At 60.3% G+C, this 15,435-nt stretch carries 18 protein-coding genes; 5 read left to right on the top strand and 13 right to left on the bottom strand.

Annotated elements, in window-relative coordinates; all coding sequences use genetic code 11:
• Window positions 1-10: 10 nt before the first annotated feature.
• A complete protein-coding gene (aroQ, locus tag MHM86_RS08530; RefSeq protein ID WP_239197935.1) occupies window positions 11-448 on the bottom strand; it encodes a type II 3-dehydroquinate dehydratase in 438 nt (145 codons plus the stop codon).
• Window positions 449-552: 104 nt separating this feature from the next.
• Here aroQ and MHM86_RS08525 point away from each other — a divergent pair, with 104 nt between their 5' ends.
• A complete protein-coding gene (locus tag MHM86_RS08525; protein ID WP_239197933.1) occupies window positions 553-1,344 on the top strand; it encodes an SDR family oxidoreductase in 792 nt (263 codons plus the stop codon).
• A gap of 27 nt (window positions 1,345-1,371) precedes the next feature.
• On the opposite strand, the gene modC is transcribed toward MHM86_RS08525, so the two are convergent.
• The 10 genes from modC to MHM86_RS08475 form a co-directional block, all read right to left on the bottom strand.
• Window positions 1,372-2,469: a molybdenum ABC transporter ATP-binding protein gene (gene modC / locus MHM86_RS08520; protein WP_239197931.1), complete on the bottom strand. Its 1,098-nt coding sequence runs from the start codon at window positions 2,467-2,469 to the stop codon at window positions 1,372-1,374.
• Window positions 2,466-3,176, bottom strand: a complete 711-nt coding sequence (gene modB, locus MHM86_RS08515; protein WP_239197929.1) for a molybdate ABC transporter permease subunit — start codon at window positions 3,174-3,176, stop codon at window positions 2,466-2,468. Before modB ends, modC begins: the two co-directional genes overlap by 4 nt.
• Before the next feature lie 23 nt (window positions 3,177-3,199).
• On the bottom strand, window positions 3,200-3,973 hold the full coding sequence (gene modA, locus MHM86_RS08510) for a molybdate ABC transporter substrate-binding protein (protein WP_239197927.1): 774 nt from the start codon (window positions 3,971-3,973) through the stop codon (window positions 3,200-3,202).
• 20 nt (window positions 3,974-3,993) lie between these two features.
• The gene (locus MHM86_RS08505) at window positions 3,994-4,341 is read right to left on the bottom strand and encodes a helix-turn-helix transcriptional regulator (RefSeq protein ID WP_239197925.1); all 348 of its coding nucleotides are present in this window, start codon (window positions 4,339-4,341) and stop codon (window positions 3,994-3,996) included.
• Window positions 4,342-4,476: 135 nt separating this feature from the next.
• A complete protein-coding gene (locus tag MHM86_RS08500) occupies window positions 4,477-5,724 on the bottom strand; it encodes a TCR/Tet family MFS transporter (protein WP_239197923.1) in 1,248 nt (415 codons plus the stop codon).
• A 98-nt stretch (window positions 5,725-5,822) separates the two neighbouring features.
• On the bottom strand, window positions 5,823-6,659 hold the full coding sequence (locus MHM86_RS08495; RefSeq protein ID WP_239197921.1) for a hypothetical protein: 837 nt from the start codon (window positions 6,657-6,659) through the stop codon (window positions 5,823-5,825).
• A 214-nt stretch (window positions 6,660-6,873) separates the two neighbouring features.
• Window positions 6,874-7,662, bottom strand: a complete 789-nt coding sequence (gene pcaD / locus MHM86_RS08490) for a 3-oxoadipate enol-lactonase (RefSeq protein ID WP_239197919.1) — start codon at window positions 7,660-7,662, stop codon at window positions 6,874-6,876.
• A 33-nt stretch (window positions 7,663-7,695) separates the two neighbouring features.
• Window positions 7,696-8,691, bottom strand: coding sequence for a threonine/serine dehydratase (locus MHM86_RS08485; RefSeq protein ID WP_239197917.1), 996 nt, complete (start codon window positions 8,689-8,691; stop codon window positions 7,696-7,698).
• On the bottom strand, window positions 8,688-9,530 hold the full coding sequence (locus MHM86_RS08480) for an alpha/beta fold hydrolase (RefSeq protein WP_239197915.1): 843 nt from the start codon (window positions 9,528-9,530) through the stop codon (window positions 8,688-8,690). The genes MHM86_RS08485 and MHM86_RS08480 overlap by 4 nt, the downstream gene beginning before the upstream one ends.
• A gap of 20 nt (window positions 9,531-9,550) precedes the next feature.
• Entirely contained in the window at window positions 9,551-10,237 is a 687-nt protein-coding gene (locus MHM86_RS08475) for a haloacid dehalogenase type II (protein ID WP_239197913.1), read from the bottom strand.
• Window positions 10,238-10,476: 239 nt separating this feature from the next.
• Between MHM86_RS08475 and MHM86_RS08470 the strand changes: the two genes are divergently transcribed.
• On the top strand, window positions 10,477-10,905 hold the full coding sequence (locus MHM86_RS08470; protein WP_239197911.1) for a peptidylprolyl isomerase: 429 nt from the start codon (window positions 10,477-10,479) through the stop codon (window positions 10,903-10,905).
• A gap of 258 nt (window positions 10,906-11,163) precedes the next feature.
• Here the strand turns inward: MHM86_RS08470 and irrA are convergent, their stop codons facing one another.
• Window positions 11,164-11,589, bottom strand: a complete 426-nt coding sequence (gene irrA, locus MHM86_RS08465) for an iron response transcriptional regulator IrrA (protein ID WP_239197909.1) — start codon at window positions 11,587-11,589, stop codon at window positions 11,164-11,166.
• 220 nt (window positions 11,590-11,809) lie between these two features.
• Here irrA and fabA point away from each other — a divergent pair, with 220 nt between their 5' ends.
• Window positions 11,810-12,319: a bifunctional 3-hydroxydecanoyl-ACP dehydratase/trans-2-decenoyl-ACP isomerase gene (fabA, locus tag MHM86_RS08460; protein ID WP_058318334.1), complete on the top strand. Its 510-nt coding sequence runs from the start codon at window positions 11,810-11,812 to the stop codon at window positions 12,317-12,319.
• 69 nt (window positions 12,320-12,388) lie between these two features.
• On the top strand, window positions 12,389-12,781 hold the full coding sequence (locus MHM86_RS08455) for a hypothetical protein (protein ID WP_239197907.1): 393 nt from the start codon (window positions 12,389-12,391) through the stop codon (window positions 12,779-12,781).
• 19 nt (window positions 12,782-12,800) lie between these two features.
• Here MHM86_RS08455 and MHM86_RS08450 read toward each other — a convergent pair whose 3' ends face one another.
• A complete protein-coding gene (locus MHM86_RS08450) occupies window positions 12,801-13,133 on the bottom strand; it encodes a thermonuclease family protein (RefSeq protein WP_239197905.1) in 333 nt (110 codons plus the stop codon).
• A gap of 285 nt (window positions 13,134-13,418) precedes the next feature.
• Between MHM86_RS08450 and MHM86_RS08445 the strand changes: the two genes are divergently transcribed.
• Window positions 13,419-15,302, top strand: coding sequence for a PhoX family phosphatase (locus MHM86_RS08445; RefSeq protein ID WP_239197903.1), 1,884 nt, complete (start codon window positions 13,419-13,421; stop codon window positions 15,300-15,302).
• Window positions 15,303-15,435 lie beyond the last annotated feature (133 nt).

Raw genomic sequence — 15,435 nt, 5'->3', positions numbered from 1 at the left:
GCTCAATATCTCAGGGGATCAGGCTTGCCATGTGGCGCAGCGCCAGCTGATAGCCCGCCACACCGCAGCCCGCGATCACCCCATCTGCCCGGCTGGAGACGAAGGAATGATGCCGGAACTCTTCGCGTTTGTGAATGTTAGAGATATGCACCTCCAGCACCGGACCATCAAACATGTTCAGCGCATCCAGAATAGCGACCGAGGTATGCGAATATGCGGCGGGGTTGATGATGATGCCATTGGCGCTTTGACGCGCGTCCTGAATCAGATCGACCAGCTCCCCCTCATGGTTTGACTGGGCAAAGCGCACCTCTACCCCCAGCACCTCGGCCAGGGCTTTGCAGTCACGTTCCACATCTGCCAGCGTGGTGCTGCCGTAAACCTCCGGCTGACGGGTGCCCAAGAGGTTGAGGTTCGGACCGTTGAGGATCAGGATCTGTTTCGCCATTGCGGTGCTCCTTTACGTTGGGGATGTTGTGACAAAGCCACGTCCTCATTGCAAGGTGTTGGCAGTCAGGTCGGGAGGGACCTGTGGGAAGAGGGGGACATTGCATGGATTTCAACGGGCAGATCGCCGTTGTGACCGGCGCGGGCGCTGGCATCGGTGCGGCCTTGGCACGCGAATTGGCCGCCCGCGGTGCAGAGGTTGTCGTCACCGATCTGAATGGCGAAACCGCCAGTGCGGTCGCGGCAGAGATCGGCGGTCACGGCCGGACGCTGGACGTGGCTGACGGCGCTGCGATCACCAGCCTGATTGAGGAGGTGGAGGCAGATATTGGTCCCATCGCGCTGTTTTGTTCCAACGCAGGCATCGCCACCGGATTTGATCTCAGCTTTGGCAATGCAGGTGGTGCGTCGGATGCGGTCTGGGATAAAGCGTGGCAGGTTAATGTGATGGCGCATGTGCACGCCGCCCGCGCCCTTGTGCCACTGATGAAGGCGCGGGGCGGTGGCACCTTCCTCAACACCGCGTCGGCGGCGGGCCTGCTGACTCAATTGGGCAGCGCGCCCTATGCCACCACCAAACACGCTGCCGTGGGGTTTGCCGAGAATTTGGCGATCACCCACCGTGATGACGGCATCCGTGTCTCGGTTCTGTGTCCGCAGGGGGTGCAGACTGATATGATCGCAGACATGAACATGGGGCCGCTGTCAAAGGATGGGGTGCTGAGTGCTGAATATGTGGCCAAAGTGACCTGTGACGGGCTGGTTGAGGGGCAGTTCCTTATCCTGCCACACGAACAGGTGCTGGGCTATATGACGCGCAAAGCACAGGACTATGACCGTTGGCTTGGCGGCATGGCCGCACTGCAGCGCCATGTGCGTGCGGCAAACGCTGAATAACGCGGCTTATAGACAGGGCGGGGTGGGTTAGCCCCGTCCGCCCACATCCGCGCGCGCAACAGACACCGTTTTGATCACCGCATGACAATGCTGCCCTTCGCGCAGGCCCATGGCTCTGACCGACCGTTTGGTCACGCGGGCCAGGATCTGCGCATCGCCCGCCTGCACCTGCACAAAGGCGCCGGGTCCACGTCCCATCCGCACCGAAGTCACCACGCATTCCAGCAGATTGAGGGCCGAAATCCCCTCAGGCCGGGTCAGTGACAGCATCACATCCTTGGCGTTCACGCGGACGCGCAGACTGTCGCCTACGGCTGTCGGCACTTTGGGCAGGAAGAGGCGGCCACCGGCGGCGGCGACCTCGCTTAATCCATCCGCGTGATGGGCAATGACACGACCTGCGATCAAGGCACCTGTGTCACGCAGCCCGATGATGGGTGCCAGCTCAGGATCTGACAGCAGATCCTGCACCGGCCCCGCACGGCGCAACTGCCCGCGATCCAGAACGGCCACCGTTGTGGCCAGACGCGCAATCTCACTGATCGCGTGACTGACATAGAGGATCGGAACCTCCGCCTCATCGCGCAGACGTTCCAGATAGGGCAGGATTTCTTCCTTGCGAGGGGCGTCCAGTGCGGCCAGCGGCTCATCCATCAACAACAGCCGCGGCGCGCTCAGCAGCGCCCGCCCAATGGCAACGCGCTGTTTTTCGCCGCCAGACAAATCACCGGGGCGACGGGTAAGCAGGGGGCCAAGACCCAGCATCTCCACCAGTCGTGCTTCATGCGCTTTGCCTTGTGGCACCCGTCGCCGTGCAAACCAGCGCCCATAGCGCAGGTTTTGCTGGACGCTCAGATGGGGGAACAGCCGCCCCTCCTGAAAAACATAACCGATCTGGCGCTTGTGTGCGGGCAGGGACAGATCACGCGCGGTGTCCAAGAGGGTGGTACCGCCCACGCGGATCATCCCCTGATCCGGTTGCAATAGGCCCGCAACCGCATTCACGATCGTGGTTTTGCCTGCACCTGACGCGCCAAACAGTGCAGTGACACCAGAAGGTGCCTCAAATCCCACATCAAGATGCAGATCGTTAAACCGGTGCTGTAGCTGGATCTGAATACTCATCGCCCGGATACCCGTTTTGCCGCACGGCGCGCCAAGGCTTCTGACAGCAACAAGGCTGTCATCGCGATGAGTATGGACAGGATCACCAGTCGCCAGGCCGCTGCCTCGCCGCCGGGCACCTGCAGAAAGGCATAGATGGCCGATGGCAGCGTCTGCGTCTCACCGGGGATGTTCGACACAAAGGTAATCGTCGCGCCAAATTCCCCCACGGCCTTGGCAAATCCTAACAGGGCGCCCGCAATCACCCCGGGCAGGATTAACGGCAGGGTCACGGTGGCAAAGACCCAGATCCGCGACGCCCCCAGCGTAGCCGCCGCCTGTTCCAGCTTCGGGTCCACGGCCTCAATCGCCAGCCGAATTGCCCGTACCATCAGGGGAAACCCCATGATCCCCGCCGCCAGCGCCGCCCCTGTCCAGCGAAACGCGAGGACAAGGCCGAAGGTCTGCTCCAGCCATTCCCCCAAGGGCGCACGGCGGCCGAATGTCAGCAACAACAGATACCCCGTCACCACCGGCGGCAGAATCAGTGGCAAGTGGACCAGACCGTTGAGCAGCTGCTTGCCCCAAAACTCGCGCCGTGCCAGCAGCCATGCCATCGCAACAGCCAGCGGCAACGACAGCACTGTCGCCCACAGCGCAACCTTCAGCGACAGGCGGATCGCCATCCATTCTGCGGGCGAAAGGGGAAGGTCAAGGAAAGCGGTCATAAACTGCGCGTCTGCGGCCTGATCTATTGCGGCGGGTCGGCAAAACCGTGGCGCAGAAAAATCTCTTTGGCAATGGGGCTGTTAAGATAGGCCAGCAGCTCCGTCGTCACTGGGCTGTCATGGCCCGCAACGAGGGCAGCGGGGTAAAGGATCGCCGGATGCCTCTCTGGGTCAAAGGTGTGCAAGGCCTGTACCCTTGGCTCTGCCAACAGATCAGAGGCGTAGACAATGCCCAATGGTGCCTCGCCAAGGGCCACCAGCGCCAATGCAGCACGCACGTTGTCAGTTTGCGCCACCTTTGACGCGACCGCGTCCCACAGGCCCAGTGATTGCAGCGCCGCCTTACCATAGATCCCCGCCGGCACCGCATCGACCAGCGCCATCGCCATGCGTCCGTCTTCCATACGCTGACGTATGGTTTGGGAAATATCCTGTTCAGGATCGCGCGTCTCGGCCCCCGCCGGGGCGATCAGAACCATTCTGTTGCTGAGGAGTGACAGGCGACTCTCCGCCTCAATAGCTTCACGCGCGTCGAGGTGGTCCATCCACGCTGCATTGGCAAGGATCACCAGATCCGCAGGTGCGCCCAACTCCACCTGACGGGCAAGGGTCGAGGATCCGGCAAAAGAGTAACGCAAGGTGTGGCCGGTTTCCCGTTGCCACGCATCCCCCACCTCACTCAGCGCGTCGCGCAGACTGGCGGCAGCGAAAACGGTGATCTGCTGCGGTTCTGCCGATGCGAGACTGGCCGTCAGTGCCAGTAAACCGGCCAGAGCGTTGCGGATCACCTTCAGCACAGATGCCCCCAAAAGTCCGCTTAACTTTCAGCTGTACTGGGCGCGCAGAACAGACGGTAAAGCAGGGCGATAACTTCACTCGTATTGGCGTCGGCCAGAGAATAATAGATCGTCTTGCCATCGCGGCGGGGTGTGACCAGACCTTCTTCGCGCAGACGGGCCAACATCTGACTGACGGCGGCCTGACGCATATCCAAGAGTGATTCCAGCTCGCCCACCGATTTTTCACCCGATCCCAGATGACACAGGATCATCAGCCGCCCCTCATGGGCCAGCGTTTTCAGATAGGTCGCTGCCGCCTGTGCACTGCGGGCCATTTCGCTGGCAGGGGGGGCTTGCGGTGCTTCAAGGGCGGTCTGATCGGTCATGGTGTCTTGGTCCGGTGTAGGGTGGTCCCGACAATAAGAGCTTTGGCGACGGAACGCGACAAGATATTCACATATCTCAATGTGGGGACGCCGCCCTGCGTTTCAAGACGCAGGCGCGGCGTAAACTGCCTGAATTTAGGGCGTTTGTCCCGTCGTCTTGCGGCTGTTGCTTTGGGTGATGAACACCAGGACGGCCAGCGTCATCAGCATGCCAGACACCAGGAACGGCGCGCCGGGCAGGTAGATCCCCGTCCCTTCGCGGGTCGCCCAGGCAAAGATCTGGGTCAACACCAGCGGTCCGACAATCATCGCGACTGACCCGACCGACGATAGAACCCCTTGCATTTCCCCCTGACTGTCATCCGGCGCGGTCTGCGCAATGATCCCCTGCAGGGCGGGCAGCCCGACGTTGCCCAAAGCCATCAGCGGCGTCAGGATCAGGGTGATTGTGCCCGATGTGATGAAACCTAAAATGCCAAAGATGACCACTTCGACGATCAGCCCAAACAGCACCGCCCCCCGTTGTCCCAGCCGCGCAATCACCGGCCCCACAAGGGCCCCCTGCACAATCGCCGCACCAATCCCGTAAAGCATCAGCGAAACGCCGATCATCCCCGGTGCCCAGCCGAACCGTTCGGTGGCGAAATAGGCCCAGACCGCCGGATAGACCATTGTTGCCAGCTGGTAGAGGAAAAACACCGCCGTTAACGGCTTTACCATTGGCATCTTTGACAGCGCCACAAAGGCAGACAGCGGATTCACCCCGCGCAAACGAAACGCACGGCGGGTGGCGTCTGTGACCGTTTCCGGCAGCACCAGCCACCCGAAGAGCGCATTGGCAAAGGCCAGGGCCGCCGCCATGTAAAACGGCGCGCGGGTGCCAAATTCTGCCAGCAATCCACCCAGTCCCGGCCCCAGAACAAAGCCAAGCCCAAAGGCCGCCCCGATCAGCCCGAACCGCTTGGCCTTTTCTGAACCCTCAGAAATATCCGCCATATAGGCCAGCGCGGTGGAATGTGTGGCCGCTGTGATGCCGCCGACAATCCGCGCCAACAGCAGGATCCAGACGGACCCGGCCAGCCCCATCAACACATAGTCCGCCGCCATCACAAGAAGGGACACCAACAGGATCGGGCGCCGTCCATAGGCATCTGACAGCCGTCCCAGCATCGGCGAAAACAGGAACTGCATCACCGCAAAGGAGGACGCCAGAATGCCGCCCCAGATCGCAGCCTGCCCCAAAGCCCCGGCAGACACCTCTTGGATCAGCTGCGGCATCACCGGCATGATCAACCCGATGCCCATCGCATCGATCACCATGGTGATCATGATAAAGAGGATCGGCAGGCGCTGAGAGCGGCTGGAAATGTCGGTGGTGGCCATCGGGATTCCTGACAGATTGAGCTTTGGCCAAACCTTAGGGGGCTTTTGTGGAAAAGCAACGGGGGGTTGCCCTAAGGTGACGTAGGATGGCGCAGGGACTATTTGATGCGCAATGCAGCCGCATGTTCCAGCGCAGAGCCAAGGCACAGGCACAATTGCGGCAGCACCAATGCTTCGACAAACAGGGCCGTCTGCCGGGATTGACCCGGGCCGTTTAGCGTATCGTTGAACCCGTTGATCTGCAGCGACAGGGCGCTGATCGCTGCCGCATGCACGTTTGCGGGCTGTGTTGCAGCCCACTGTGCCAATGCGTTTGCTGTGCGCACAATCCAGTCGCCAAGGGCATGCAGCCCGCTGCGGTCTGCGTGCCAGTCGCACTGCGGATCGGGCAGATTTAGCGCCTTGCCCAGTGCCTCGCGCACTGCGGCTGCGTTTGTCTCATCGGTCCCGCTGAAAGAGACACGCAGCAGACGTTCCCGCAGGGCAGGCAGGTCTTCGCGCAACTCTGCTAGCGGGGCGTGATCGGCGCCAAACGCCTCCAGCGCTTTGCCTGCGTGGGTCAGAAACTGACGCAGCCGCAGCATTTGGGCGGTGTCAGAAATATCCTGCGCAGTGGCGCCGAAATGCAGGTGCGCGGCGTGCTCTGGTGCCTCCATCAGCTTGGCAAAGGCTTCGACCATTGCGGGCACGGTGCTGCCAACCTTGGCCGTGTTGGCGGCAAGCCCACCGGGATCGACCTGCAATTCCATCGCCGAACGGTGGATAAATGCGGCGCTCTCAGTGGGGATCAGGCCTAGATCCCCCTGCACCTTAGCCAAAGCGCCCTCAACCAGCAGCATTGCGCGCACCTCGGCGGTGTCGGTGAACAGCTTGCCCACCTCACCCACGGGAAACAGGCGGTTATACAGCTCGGATCCAAAAACAGAGGCAGCCATAGCGGGTCCCTTTTCTCAGCGTAATCTCTCAGGCGCAGTTTGCGTACGCGGGGTGAAAATCTGCGCAGTGCATAGACAAAGCGTTCGCGCTTGACCAGCCGTGCAAACCTGTTGGCGAAGGCGGTGCGTGTGGCGCAGGTTAAAGAAATGCAACCTTTAAGGGTTTGTTATTAATCGTTTCGCGCGCGAAACATTCCTGCATCTCTCCATGCCGTCAGATATGGCCTGTGTCGCGCAGAAAGGCGGTCAGCGCTTCGGCGTAGGCCGTGGGCTGTTCGACGCAGGGAATGTGACCGGCGCGGCGGATCAGTTTGAACTGGCTGCCGGGGATCAGATCGGTGGTTTCGCGCACCAGATCGGCAGGCGTCGATCCATCATCTGACCCTGCGATCCCCAGCGTTGGTAGGCGCAGCCCGCTGGTGGGGGTATAGAAATCCGTCCCCGCGATCGCCGCGCAGCACCCCACAAAACCATTCACCGGCGTATGGAGGAGCTTTTGCCGCCAATGGTCCACCGTGGGGGTGCTGCGAAAGCTCTTGGTGAACCAGCGCTCCATTGTTGGTTCCACCAAGGGCGCCATGCCCTGATGACGCGCCAGCTCCATCCGGTCCTGCCACATGGCCGGTTGGCCGATCTTGGCGGCCGTGTTCGATAGTACCAGCGCCCGCACCTGATCCAGCCGTTTCACCGCCAGACCCTGCGCGATCATGCCGCCGATGGACAGGCCGACGACCATAGCATCGCGCACGTTCAGCAGATCCAGCAACTGTTCGCAATCCCGCACCAAGGTGCCCATGCTATAGGGCGGCTCAGCCACCTCGCTGTTGCCATGACCACGTTTGTCATAGCGGATGATACGCAGGCCCGCAGGCAACAAGGGCAGCAGCGGATCCCACAGACTGAGGTCCGTGCCGAGAGAGTTGATAAACACCAAAGGCGCACCGTTTGGATCGCCATCTTCACGATAGTTAAGTGTGATATCCTTGAGTTGTGCCTCTGGCATGGCGCGGTCCTGTCTTATGTGGTGCTGACGGCTTTAAGCATAAGTCAGCGCGCGGTGGAACATCGCTGCATCGACATTTCCACCGGACAATGTAGCGATCACCGTGTCCGATTGCAGTGTGCTCCCATGAAACAGTGCCGCCGCCAGCGCTGCCGCACCGCCCGGTTCTACCACCAGTTTCAAGCGCGTGAATGCCAGCGCCATCGCGCGCAGGCATTCCTCCTCGCTGACAGTGATCCCCGGACCGCACAGTCGCTGCATGATCGGAAACGTCATCTCCCCAGGGGACGGCGTCAGGATCGCGTCGCAGATATTGCCGCTGATTGCTGCGTTGACCTCGCGGGTGCCGGAACGCAGCGATCGCGTTACATCGTCAAATCCTTGCGGCTCCACTGGTCGCGCGGTGAGTCCCGGCGCCTCGGCCTCTAGCGCCAGTGCGATGCCGCCGGTCAACCCGCCACCTCCGCAGCAAATCAGAACCTCAGCCTCTTCAATGCCCATCGCCCGCGCCTCCGCCGCGATCTCCAACCCGCAACTTGCCTGACCGGCGATCACCTGTGGATCATCATAGGGTTTCACCAGATGCAGGCCACGGCCAGCCTGCAACCGCGCACCGATCTCTTCACGGCTTTCGCTGGCGCGGTCATACAGGACCACCTCCGCCCCCAAGGCGCGGGTGTTGGCGATTTTCAGCGCTGGCGCGTCCGCGGGCATGATGATGACAGCAGCCACGCCATGTAGAGACGCGGCTAAGGCGACGCCTTGGGCATGATTGCCGCTGGAATAGGCTAAGACGCCCTTGCTGCGTGTTGCGACATCAAGGGCCGAGAGGGCCGACCATGCGCCGCGAAACTTGAAGCTGCCGGTGTGTTGCAGGCATTCAGGCTTCACCAGCAGGCGACGGCCCGCAAGCTCATCCAGAAAGGGTGAAGACAAGAGCGGCGTGTGCCGTGTGTGGCCCTCCAGACGGGCAGCCGCAGCGCGGATTGTCTCGATGGTGACGGGGTCAAAGGCGGTGTCCGTGTTCATGCTGCAGCTCTGTCCATATCGGTCAGCCAATCGGCCAGCACCGCCTGAGATTCCGGTTCATCAAGGAACGGGATGTGCCCGCGATCCTGCACCGAGGCAACGCGCAGCGCAGGCATCCTGCGGGCCATTTCTGCCACTGTATCAGCGCTGAGTAGGTCAGAGTTTACACCATGAAACACGGCGCAGGGCAGGGGGGCGATCGCCTCGAAAAACGGCCAGAGGTCGATATCATCACCGGCGCCACCGGCCAGCACCGCATCGCGCAGACGGGGATCATAGGTCAGATCGACGCCGCTCTCACCTTGGATATAGTTGTGTTCTGCCTCATGCTGCCACTTTTCCAGCGGTACGTTTGGGAACTGTGCGGCGGTCAGTGACGCGCGGACTTGTACCAGGGTGTCCAGATCTGGCGCAGCGGGGCGGCGGCCGAGGTAGGTCTTGATCATCTCGATCCCTTCTGGCGACAGCACCGGCCCGATGTCATTGAGAGCCACGCCCAGCAGCCGGTCCTTTGCCGTAGCCGCCAGTCCCATCGCGATCAGCCCTCCACGGGATGTGCCCAATAGGCCGACCTGCGTGAGCCCTAGGTGATCCAGCAGTTCCAAAGCGTCCTGTGCCTCACGCGGGAGCGAGTATGTGGTGTGATCTTCGGCATGATCAGACTGCCCGCGACCACGATAGTCCATGCGGATCATCCGGTGGTCTTGCAGGATCTGCGGCGCCACATGGTCAAAATCCCGCACATTGCGCGTCAGGCCAGACAGGCAGAGGATCGGTAGGCCATCGCCCTCATCCTCATAATAAAGGGACAATCCGTCGGAACTGATGAAATGGGGCATGGTGTCTCTTCTCTTGGTCTTTAAAGCCTGGTCAGGGCTGGGACATTCGTAAGGTCCGTTAGGATATGATCGGGCGTTCCAGCCAGCCGGTCCATCGGATCTCCGGCGCGGTTGACCCATGCGGTGGTGAAACCATAGGCTGCCGCTGATCCCGCGTCCCAGCCGTTGGAGGAGACGAACAGAACCTCGTCGCGGTTGCAGTCAAAGCGTTGTTTCACCAGATCATAGACCTGCGGTGCGGGTTTGAAGATGCCGACGCTTTCGACAGACAGCACGTCATCCAACAGTGCGCTGATGCCTGCCGACTGCACGGCACCATCGAGCATGCGTGGTGACCCGTTGGACAGGATTGCAGTGTTCAGCCCCGCCGCCCTCAACGAGGTCAGCATTTGCGGCACCTCGGGGTAAGCTTGCAGCTCCCAGTAGAGCGCCAGAAGACGTTCGCGCAATTCAGGATCGCCCGTCAGGTCTGTTGCCTCCAGCGCCCAATCCAGACCGTCCTGTGTCACCTGCCAGAAATCGCAGTAATGCCCGCTGAGGCCACGCAGCCAGCTGTATTGCAGCTGCTTCAGCCGCCAGTGTTCGGCCAGTTGTGGCCAGGCAGTGGCCAGTGCACCGCGGCCCGGCTCTGCCGCAGCAATGCGGGCGGCGGCCGCGACATCAAAAAGTGTGCCGTAGGCGTCAAAGATGCAGGTGGTGATTGGCATTCCCTCTCTCCTTTGTTTGACCATTAGGTCGGCCCATCAGCGTCTGAGGCAGGTTTGCACTTCTGTGGGGCTAAGAAAACACGTTATTTCGCGACGCGGTCCGAAGAGCGGCAGGGGGGCGGCAGGGTTTACGTGGGGGGCGTCGGCCTGTTAGGCTGGTGGTCAAGGCTCAGGCGCCAGAGCGGAGAAGGTATCGCGCGCCTGAGGAGTTTTAATTTCCAGACATGACAGGATCACGCATGACCCAGGTAAAAACGGGCGACACCGTAGGTATTCACTACACTGGCACACTGACAGACGGTTCGGTTTTCGACAGTTCCGAGGGGCGCGATCCGCTGTCCTTTGAGGTGGGCAGCGGCCAGATCATTCCGGGCCTTGATAAGGCATTGCCGGGGATGAGCATTGGCGACAAGAAAACCGTCGAAGTGCCCGCCGCAGAGGCCTATGGTCCGATCCAGCCCGGTGCCCGTCAGGCGCTGCCGCGCGCCGAGTTTCCCGCCGACATTCCGGCAGAAGTTGGTCTGCAACTGCAGATGCAGACGCCAGAGGGTCAGGTGCTGCCGGTCACCATCGTTGATGTCACCGACGAAGAGATCACGCTGGACGCCAACCACCCGCTGGCGGGCAAGGATCTGACCTTTGCGATCGAACTGGTGTCGATCGGCTAAGCAGGCAGGGATACGGGCAGCAGGCTTTTAGGCTGAGAGGTTCGTTCCCATTTGATGCCCCGCCCAACAGGGACTGTTGGGCCGCGCCGTTCCACTCCCATGGGGCGGCGCTTAGCCACGCCTCGGAGCGGCATTAAGCAACTCGCGGAGATATGGCTCAGCTTGTGCGCTGATCATCTAAGGGGTGGGCAGTCTGCCTGCCTCATCCGGCCTACGCATCCGTAGGGGCACCATACTATAGCGTCGGGTTTGTTCGGCTCAGGCCTTGCGGCGCAGTTTTATCACCACATCCACCGCGCTGATTTCAGCCCCTTCGGGCGCGTCAGGCAGTTGCACGATCTTCAGCTGATCAGCGGGGGCGTCGGTCAGCATGCCGTCCTCTTCCCAGAAGAAATGAGGGTGATCGTGGGTGTTGGTGTCAAAATAGCTCTTGGATCCGTCCACTGTCACCTCTTGCATCAGCCCCGCATCGCAGAAGGCGCGCAGGGTGTTGTAGACGGTGGCAAGAGACACGCTTTCGCCGTTTTCGCGCACGGCGGCAAAAAGGCTTTCGGCGGTGACATGGCGATCCTTACCGTCCCCGACCAGCAAACTGGCGAGGGAAAGACGCTGCCGTGTGGGGCGCAGACCGGCGCCTGCCAGCCATTGCGAACCCCGTTGGGTTGCTTCGGGCGAAACTGTCATCGAGTCGGATCCTACTATTTAGGCCTTTTGTATAGCGTGCAGGTGGTGCCAACTTCAAATGAAAACAGTTCTCAACTGCAGCTGTTGTTACGGTGCCGCCGGAAGAGCACACGCGGCAGTGCAGTATTTTGCCTCAACAGGGCAACACTTGCACGCTGCACTGAGGGGGTGATAGAGGAGGTCGAACGGAAACTGACAGATATCCCAGAAGGGCAAGCCCATGGCACAATACCCGAGCAGCTTTGACAAAGACGACCTCCTGAAATGCGCCCGTGGCGAGCTGTTTGGCCCCGGCAACGCCCAGCTGCCGGCCCCGCCAATGCTGATGATGGATCGCATCACCGAAATTTCGGGCGATGGCGGCGCGCATGGCAAAGGTCACGTTCTGGCAGAATTCGATATCACCCCGGATCTGTGGTTCTTTGACTGCCATTTCCCCGGCAACCCGATCATGCCCGGCTGTCTGGGTCTGGATGGCCTGTGGCAGTTGACTGGTTTCAATCTAGGCTGGCGTGGCTGGCAGGGTCGCGGCTACGCGCTGGGCGTGGGTGAGGTTAAACTGACCGGTATGGTTCGCCCTGACCGCAAGATGCTGACCTACAAGATTGATTTCACCAAAGCGATCCAGACCCGCCGTCTGACTATGGGCGTTGCTGATGGCATCGTCGAAGCCGATGGTGAGGTGATCTATCAGGTGAAAGACATGAAAGTGGCGCTGTCTGAGAGCTGATAAGCCTTTTCATCGACAGAACACAGGCCGGCCCATCGTGGCCGGCCTCATCGTATCTGGAGTGTGTGTATGACCACCGAAACAGCCGTGCCTGAAGCAATTGTGCCTGACGCAGGTGTCACTGCTTCCATCACAGCCGCTGCTACGACAGAAGCTACCGCAACGGCCACCTTTGTGGAGGAACTTGCGGCCCGGGATTTGGCAGCTCAAGAGTTAGCGGCCCAAGAGTTAGCAGCCTGCGTCGACGCTGCCTTCCCATTGCCATCGCTGCTGTTCGTACTTGGGGCGCTGACGGTGCTGTTCTACCTGAAACGAAAGCACCGTCTCAGCCTTGGCGGTGTGTTCAAGGCAATGGTCGGGGTCGACAGGGTCCCCCATAACAAAGTGTCCAGCACGCTGATGATTGTGGCCCTGCTGGTGCCGCTGGGAGTGTGGATTGTGTTGGGTGCGAGGTGTGGGTGAGGACGCGTGGACAGGATACTTATTCCTGAGTGTTTGCTTTAGTGTTCGCTTTTCGCGCCTCGTATTGGTCCCATACATGCCTGCGCCCCTTCTGGCGGGCGTCTGCAAGCCAGAGTTTTTTGCGCAGGCCCTCTGGCTCTAGGTCTTTGTAAATGCCGCCGGAGAACTTGGGCCAGTCTATGGCGAGGCCCTGCTTTACCAATTCTGTCGATAGGTCGCGCCCATCGGGCAATGTGCATTTGGCTACGGTTCTGCCGTGATCGTCGATAGCGGTGACTTCGGCGCGGATTGCCTGACCCTTGCATAGGTTCACCAGCGCCCATTTGGCTCTTTTCCCATATGGATTGTTCATCTCTGGGGCATCACGTAGATCACAGAGATTGTAAGAATTAGGATGATGACGTCCTTACGACCTCGCGCGATTTTCTGTGCTGATTGCTCTTTTTGAGGGTATCTTAGGGCGTTGCTGTGTCAATGTGGTACTTGCGCTGGTTGAATATGCCAAAGCTTCTCCATCGGTAAAAAAACGCGCATCCCTCGCAGGGTTTTATAAATCCGACACATCCGGGTCCTAACACATTGCTCTTATACGGGCGGGCTGCCTCCGCCCTCAGCGACTTATTTCAGGAGCCAGAAAATGACCGATCAATATGATGTAGATATGTCGTGGGACGATTTTGACGAAGCCCGCGATCCGCGTCCCAACACCAACCAATTTGACAAAGTGGTCGAAGCGGCGATTTCGCGGCGTGGATTTTTGGGCGGGGCGTTGGCCTTTGGCTCTGGCGCGGCGGTTTTCGGCAGCGGATTGTTCGGCTCGACCACTGCGGCGCGGGCTGGCGGTCATGGCAAGTTTGGCTTCCACCCCATCGGAATCGCTACGGACGCCGCGGTGCATGTGCCCGAGGGCTATAAATCCAACGTGCTGGTACGCTGGGGCGATGCGCTGTGGTCCGACGCCGACGGCGCCTACAGCCCAGAGACTGGCGTATCCGCCGATATGTCCGACAAGGTGTTTGGTGAAAACACCGATGGGATGGAATTGTTTGAGGTGAACGGTAAAGAGGTGATCACCGTCAATTCTGAATATGTGAATCCCAAGATCAACCTGCCTGCCGCCTCTGAAGGCACGCCGCAGACGGCTGATGAGGTGCGCCTGCTGAAGAACCTGCAAGGTGTGACGGTGATGGAGATTGCCAAGGCCACCGATGGCTACAGCGTGGTCAAAGACAGCCCGTTGAACCGCCGTATTACCCACGAAACCGAAATGGCGCTGGCAGGCCCACTGGCCGGTCACGCGCTGGTTCAGACCAAGGCAGACCCGACCGGCACCACGGTCAAAGGCACCATGAACAACTGTGGTTCGGGCCGCACCCTGTGGGACACTTACCTGACCTGCGAAGAGAACTTTAACGGTTACTTCGGCGCCACTGGAGAAATGCCTGAGGGTGAGGGTTACATCCGCTATGGCATTAAGGGCAAGGGCCGCTACGCCTATGAAAAGTTCGACCCGCGTTATGATATTTCGAACGAACCGAACGAGCCGCACCGCCACGGCTTTATCACCGAGATTGACCCGTCTGACCCTACCTCGACCCCGATCAAGCGCACTGCGCTGGGCCGTTTCAAACACGAAAACGCCGAGATGGTGCAGGCCAAGGATGGCCGGATCGTGGTCTATATGGGCGATGATGAGCGTGGCGAATTCCTGTACCGTTTCGTGTCGAACGGCGTTTGGGCCGAGGGCACCGATGGCGGTGATTTGTTGAACGACGGCACGCTGTATGTGGCGAAGTTTAATGAGGATCAGACTGGCGAATGGCTGGCGCTGACGCCGGAAACCACCGGCATGGATATGGCGAATATCCTGTGCTTTACCCGTATGGCGGCCTCGGCCGTTGGGGGGACCACGATGGATCGCCCGGAATGGGTCGCGTCGAACCCGATTAAGGTCGAAGCCTACTGCGCCCTGACCAACAACAAAAATCGCGGCGTGAAACCGAATGCTGGTGGTGATGACACATCGGTCAATGCGGTGAACCCGCGTGAAACCAACCATTACGGCCAGATCGTACGCTGGACGCCGGCGGATGAAAACCACGCGGCGGACAGCTTTGGCTGGGATCTTTATGTGATGGCGGGCAACCCGACCGTGCATGGTGATGAATATGGCGGGTCGGCCAACGTAAACGCTGGCAACATGTTCAACTCCCCCGATGGAATGGCGTTTGACAGCAAAGGCATGCTTTGGATCCAGACTGACGGCAACTACAAGAACGAGGGCGATTTTGCCGGTATGGGCAACAACCAGATGCTGGTTGGCGATCCCGAAAGCGGTGAGATCCTGCGCTTTATGACCGTGCCTTATGGTGCAGAGGTGACCGGTCTGTGCTGGTCGCTGGACAAGAAAGTGGCCTTCGTCGGGGTGCAGCACCCGAAAGGTCAGTGGCCTGATGGTGCGGGCAAGCCGCGTTCGTCGGTCGTTGCGGTCTGGCGCGAAGACGGCGCTGAAATCGGCTAAGCCATTTATATAACTTCTGAAACGGCGCCGCACTTTGCGGCGCCGTTTTGCGTTGCGGAGGAGGGGGATGTTGATCGTGCGGTTGTGTGTGGTGGGCGCGTAAAACAGCGAATTTGATCGCCTTTTGGTGTAT

Origin of the sequence: Thalassobius sp. Cn5-15 (genome assembly GCF_022347685.1) — a bacterium.
GTDB lineage: Bacteria > Pseudomonadota > Alphaproteobacteria > Rhodobacterales > Rhodobacteraceae > Thalassobius.
The sequence above is the reverse complement of the archived record's forward strand: the minus strand, read 5'-3'. Positions and strand labels throughout refer to the sequence as shown.

Excerpts from the sequence above, each read along its gene's own strand:
- MHM86_RS08500 (WP_239197923.1), bottom strand. The coding sequence starts at position 5,724 with ATGGCCACCACCGACATTTCCAGCCGCTCTCAGCGCCTGCCGATCCTC.
- aroQ (WP_239197935.1), bottom strand. The coding sequence starts at position 448 with ATGGCGAAACAGATCCTGATCCTCAACGGTCCGAACCTCAACCTCTTG.
- MHM86_RS08525 (WP_239197933.1), top strand. The coding sequence starts at position 553 with ATGGATTTCAACGGGCAGATCGCCGTTGTGACCGGCGCGGGCGCTGGC.
- MHM86_RS08455 (WP_239197907.1), top strand. The coding sequence starts at position 12,389 with ATGACCACCGAAACAGCCGTGCCTGAAGCAATTGTGCCTGACGCAGGT.
- modB (WP_239197929.1), bottom strand. The coding sequence starts at position 3,176 with ATGACCGCTTTCCTTGACCTTCCCCTTTCGCCCGCAGAATGGATGGCG.
- MHM86_RS08445 (WP_239197903.1), top strand. The coding sequence starts at position 13,419 with ATGACCGATCAATATGATGTAGATATGTCGTGGGACGATTTTGACGAA.
- MHM86_RS08475 (WP_239197913.1), bottom strand. The coding sequence starts at position 10,237 with ATGCCAATCACCACCTGCATCTTTGACGCCTACGGCACACTTTTTGAT.
- MHM86_RS08495 (WP_239197921.1), bottom strand. The coding sequence starts at position 6,659 with ATGGCTGCCTCTGTTTTTGGATCCGAGCTGTATAACCGCCTGTTTCCC.
- fabA (WP_058318334.1), top strand. The coding sequence starts at position 11,810 with ATGGCACAATACCCGAGCAGCTTTGACAAAGACGACCTCCTGAAATGC.
- MHM86_RS08450 (WP_239197905.1), bottom strand. The coding sequence starts at position 13,133 with ATGAACAATCCATATGGGAAAAGAGCCAAATGGGCGCTGGTGAACCTA.
- MHM86_RS08485 (WP_239197917.1), bottom strand. The coding sequence starts at position 8,691 with ATGAACACGGACACCGCCTTTGACCCCGTCACCATCGAGACAATCCGC.
- modC (WP_239197931.1), bottom strand. The coding sequence starts at position 2,469 with ATGAGTATTCAGATCCAGCTACAGCACCGGTTTAACGATCTGCATCTT.
- irrA (WP_239197909.1), bottom strand. The coding sequence starts at position 11,589 with ATGACAGTTTCGCCCGAAGCAACCCAACGGGGTTCGCAATGGCTGGCA.
- MHM86_RS08470 (WP_239197911.1), top strand. The coding sequence starts at position 10,477 with ATGACCCAGGTAAAAACGGGCGACACCGTAGGTATTCACTACACTGGC.
- pcaD (WP_239197919.1), bottom strand. The coding sequence starts at position 7,662 with ATGCCAGAGGCACAACTCAAGGATATCACACTTAACTATCGTGAAGAT.
- MHM86_RS08480 (WP_239197915.1), bottom strand. The coding sequence starts at position 9,530 with ATGCCCCATTTCATCAGTTCCGACGGATTGTCCCTTTATTATGAGGAT.
- MHM86_RS08505 (WP_239197925.1), bottom strand. The coding sequence starts at position 4,341 with ATGACCGATCAGACCGCCCTTGAAGCACCGCAAGCCCCCCCTGCCAGC.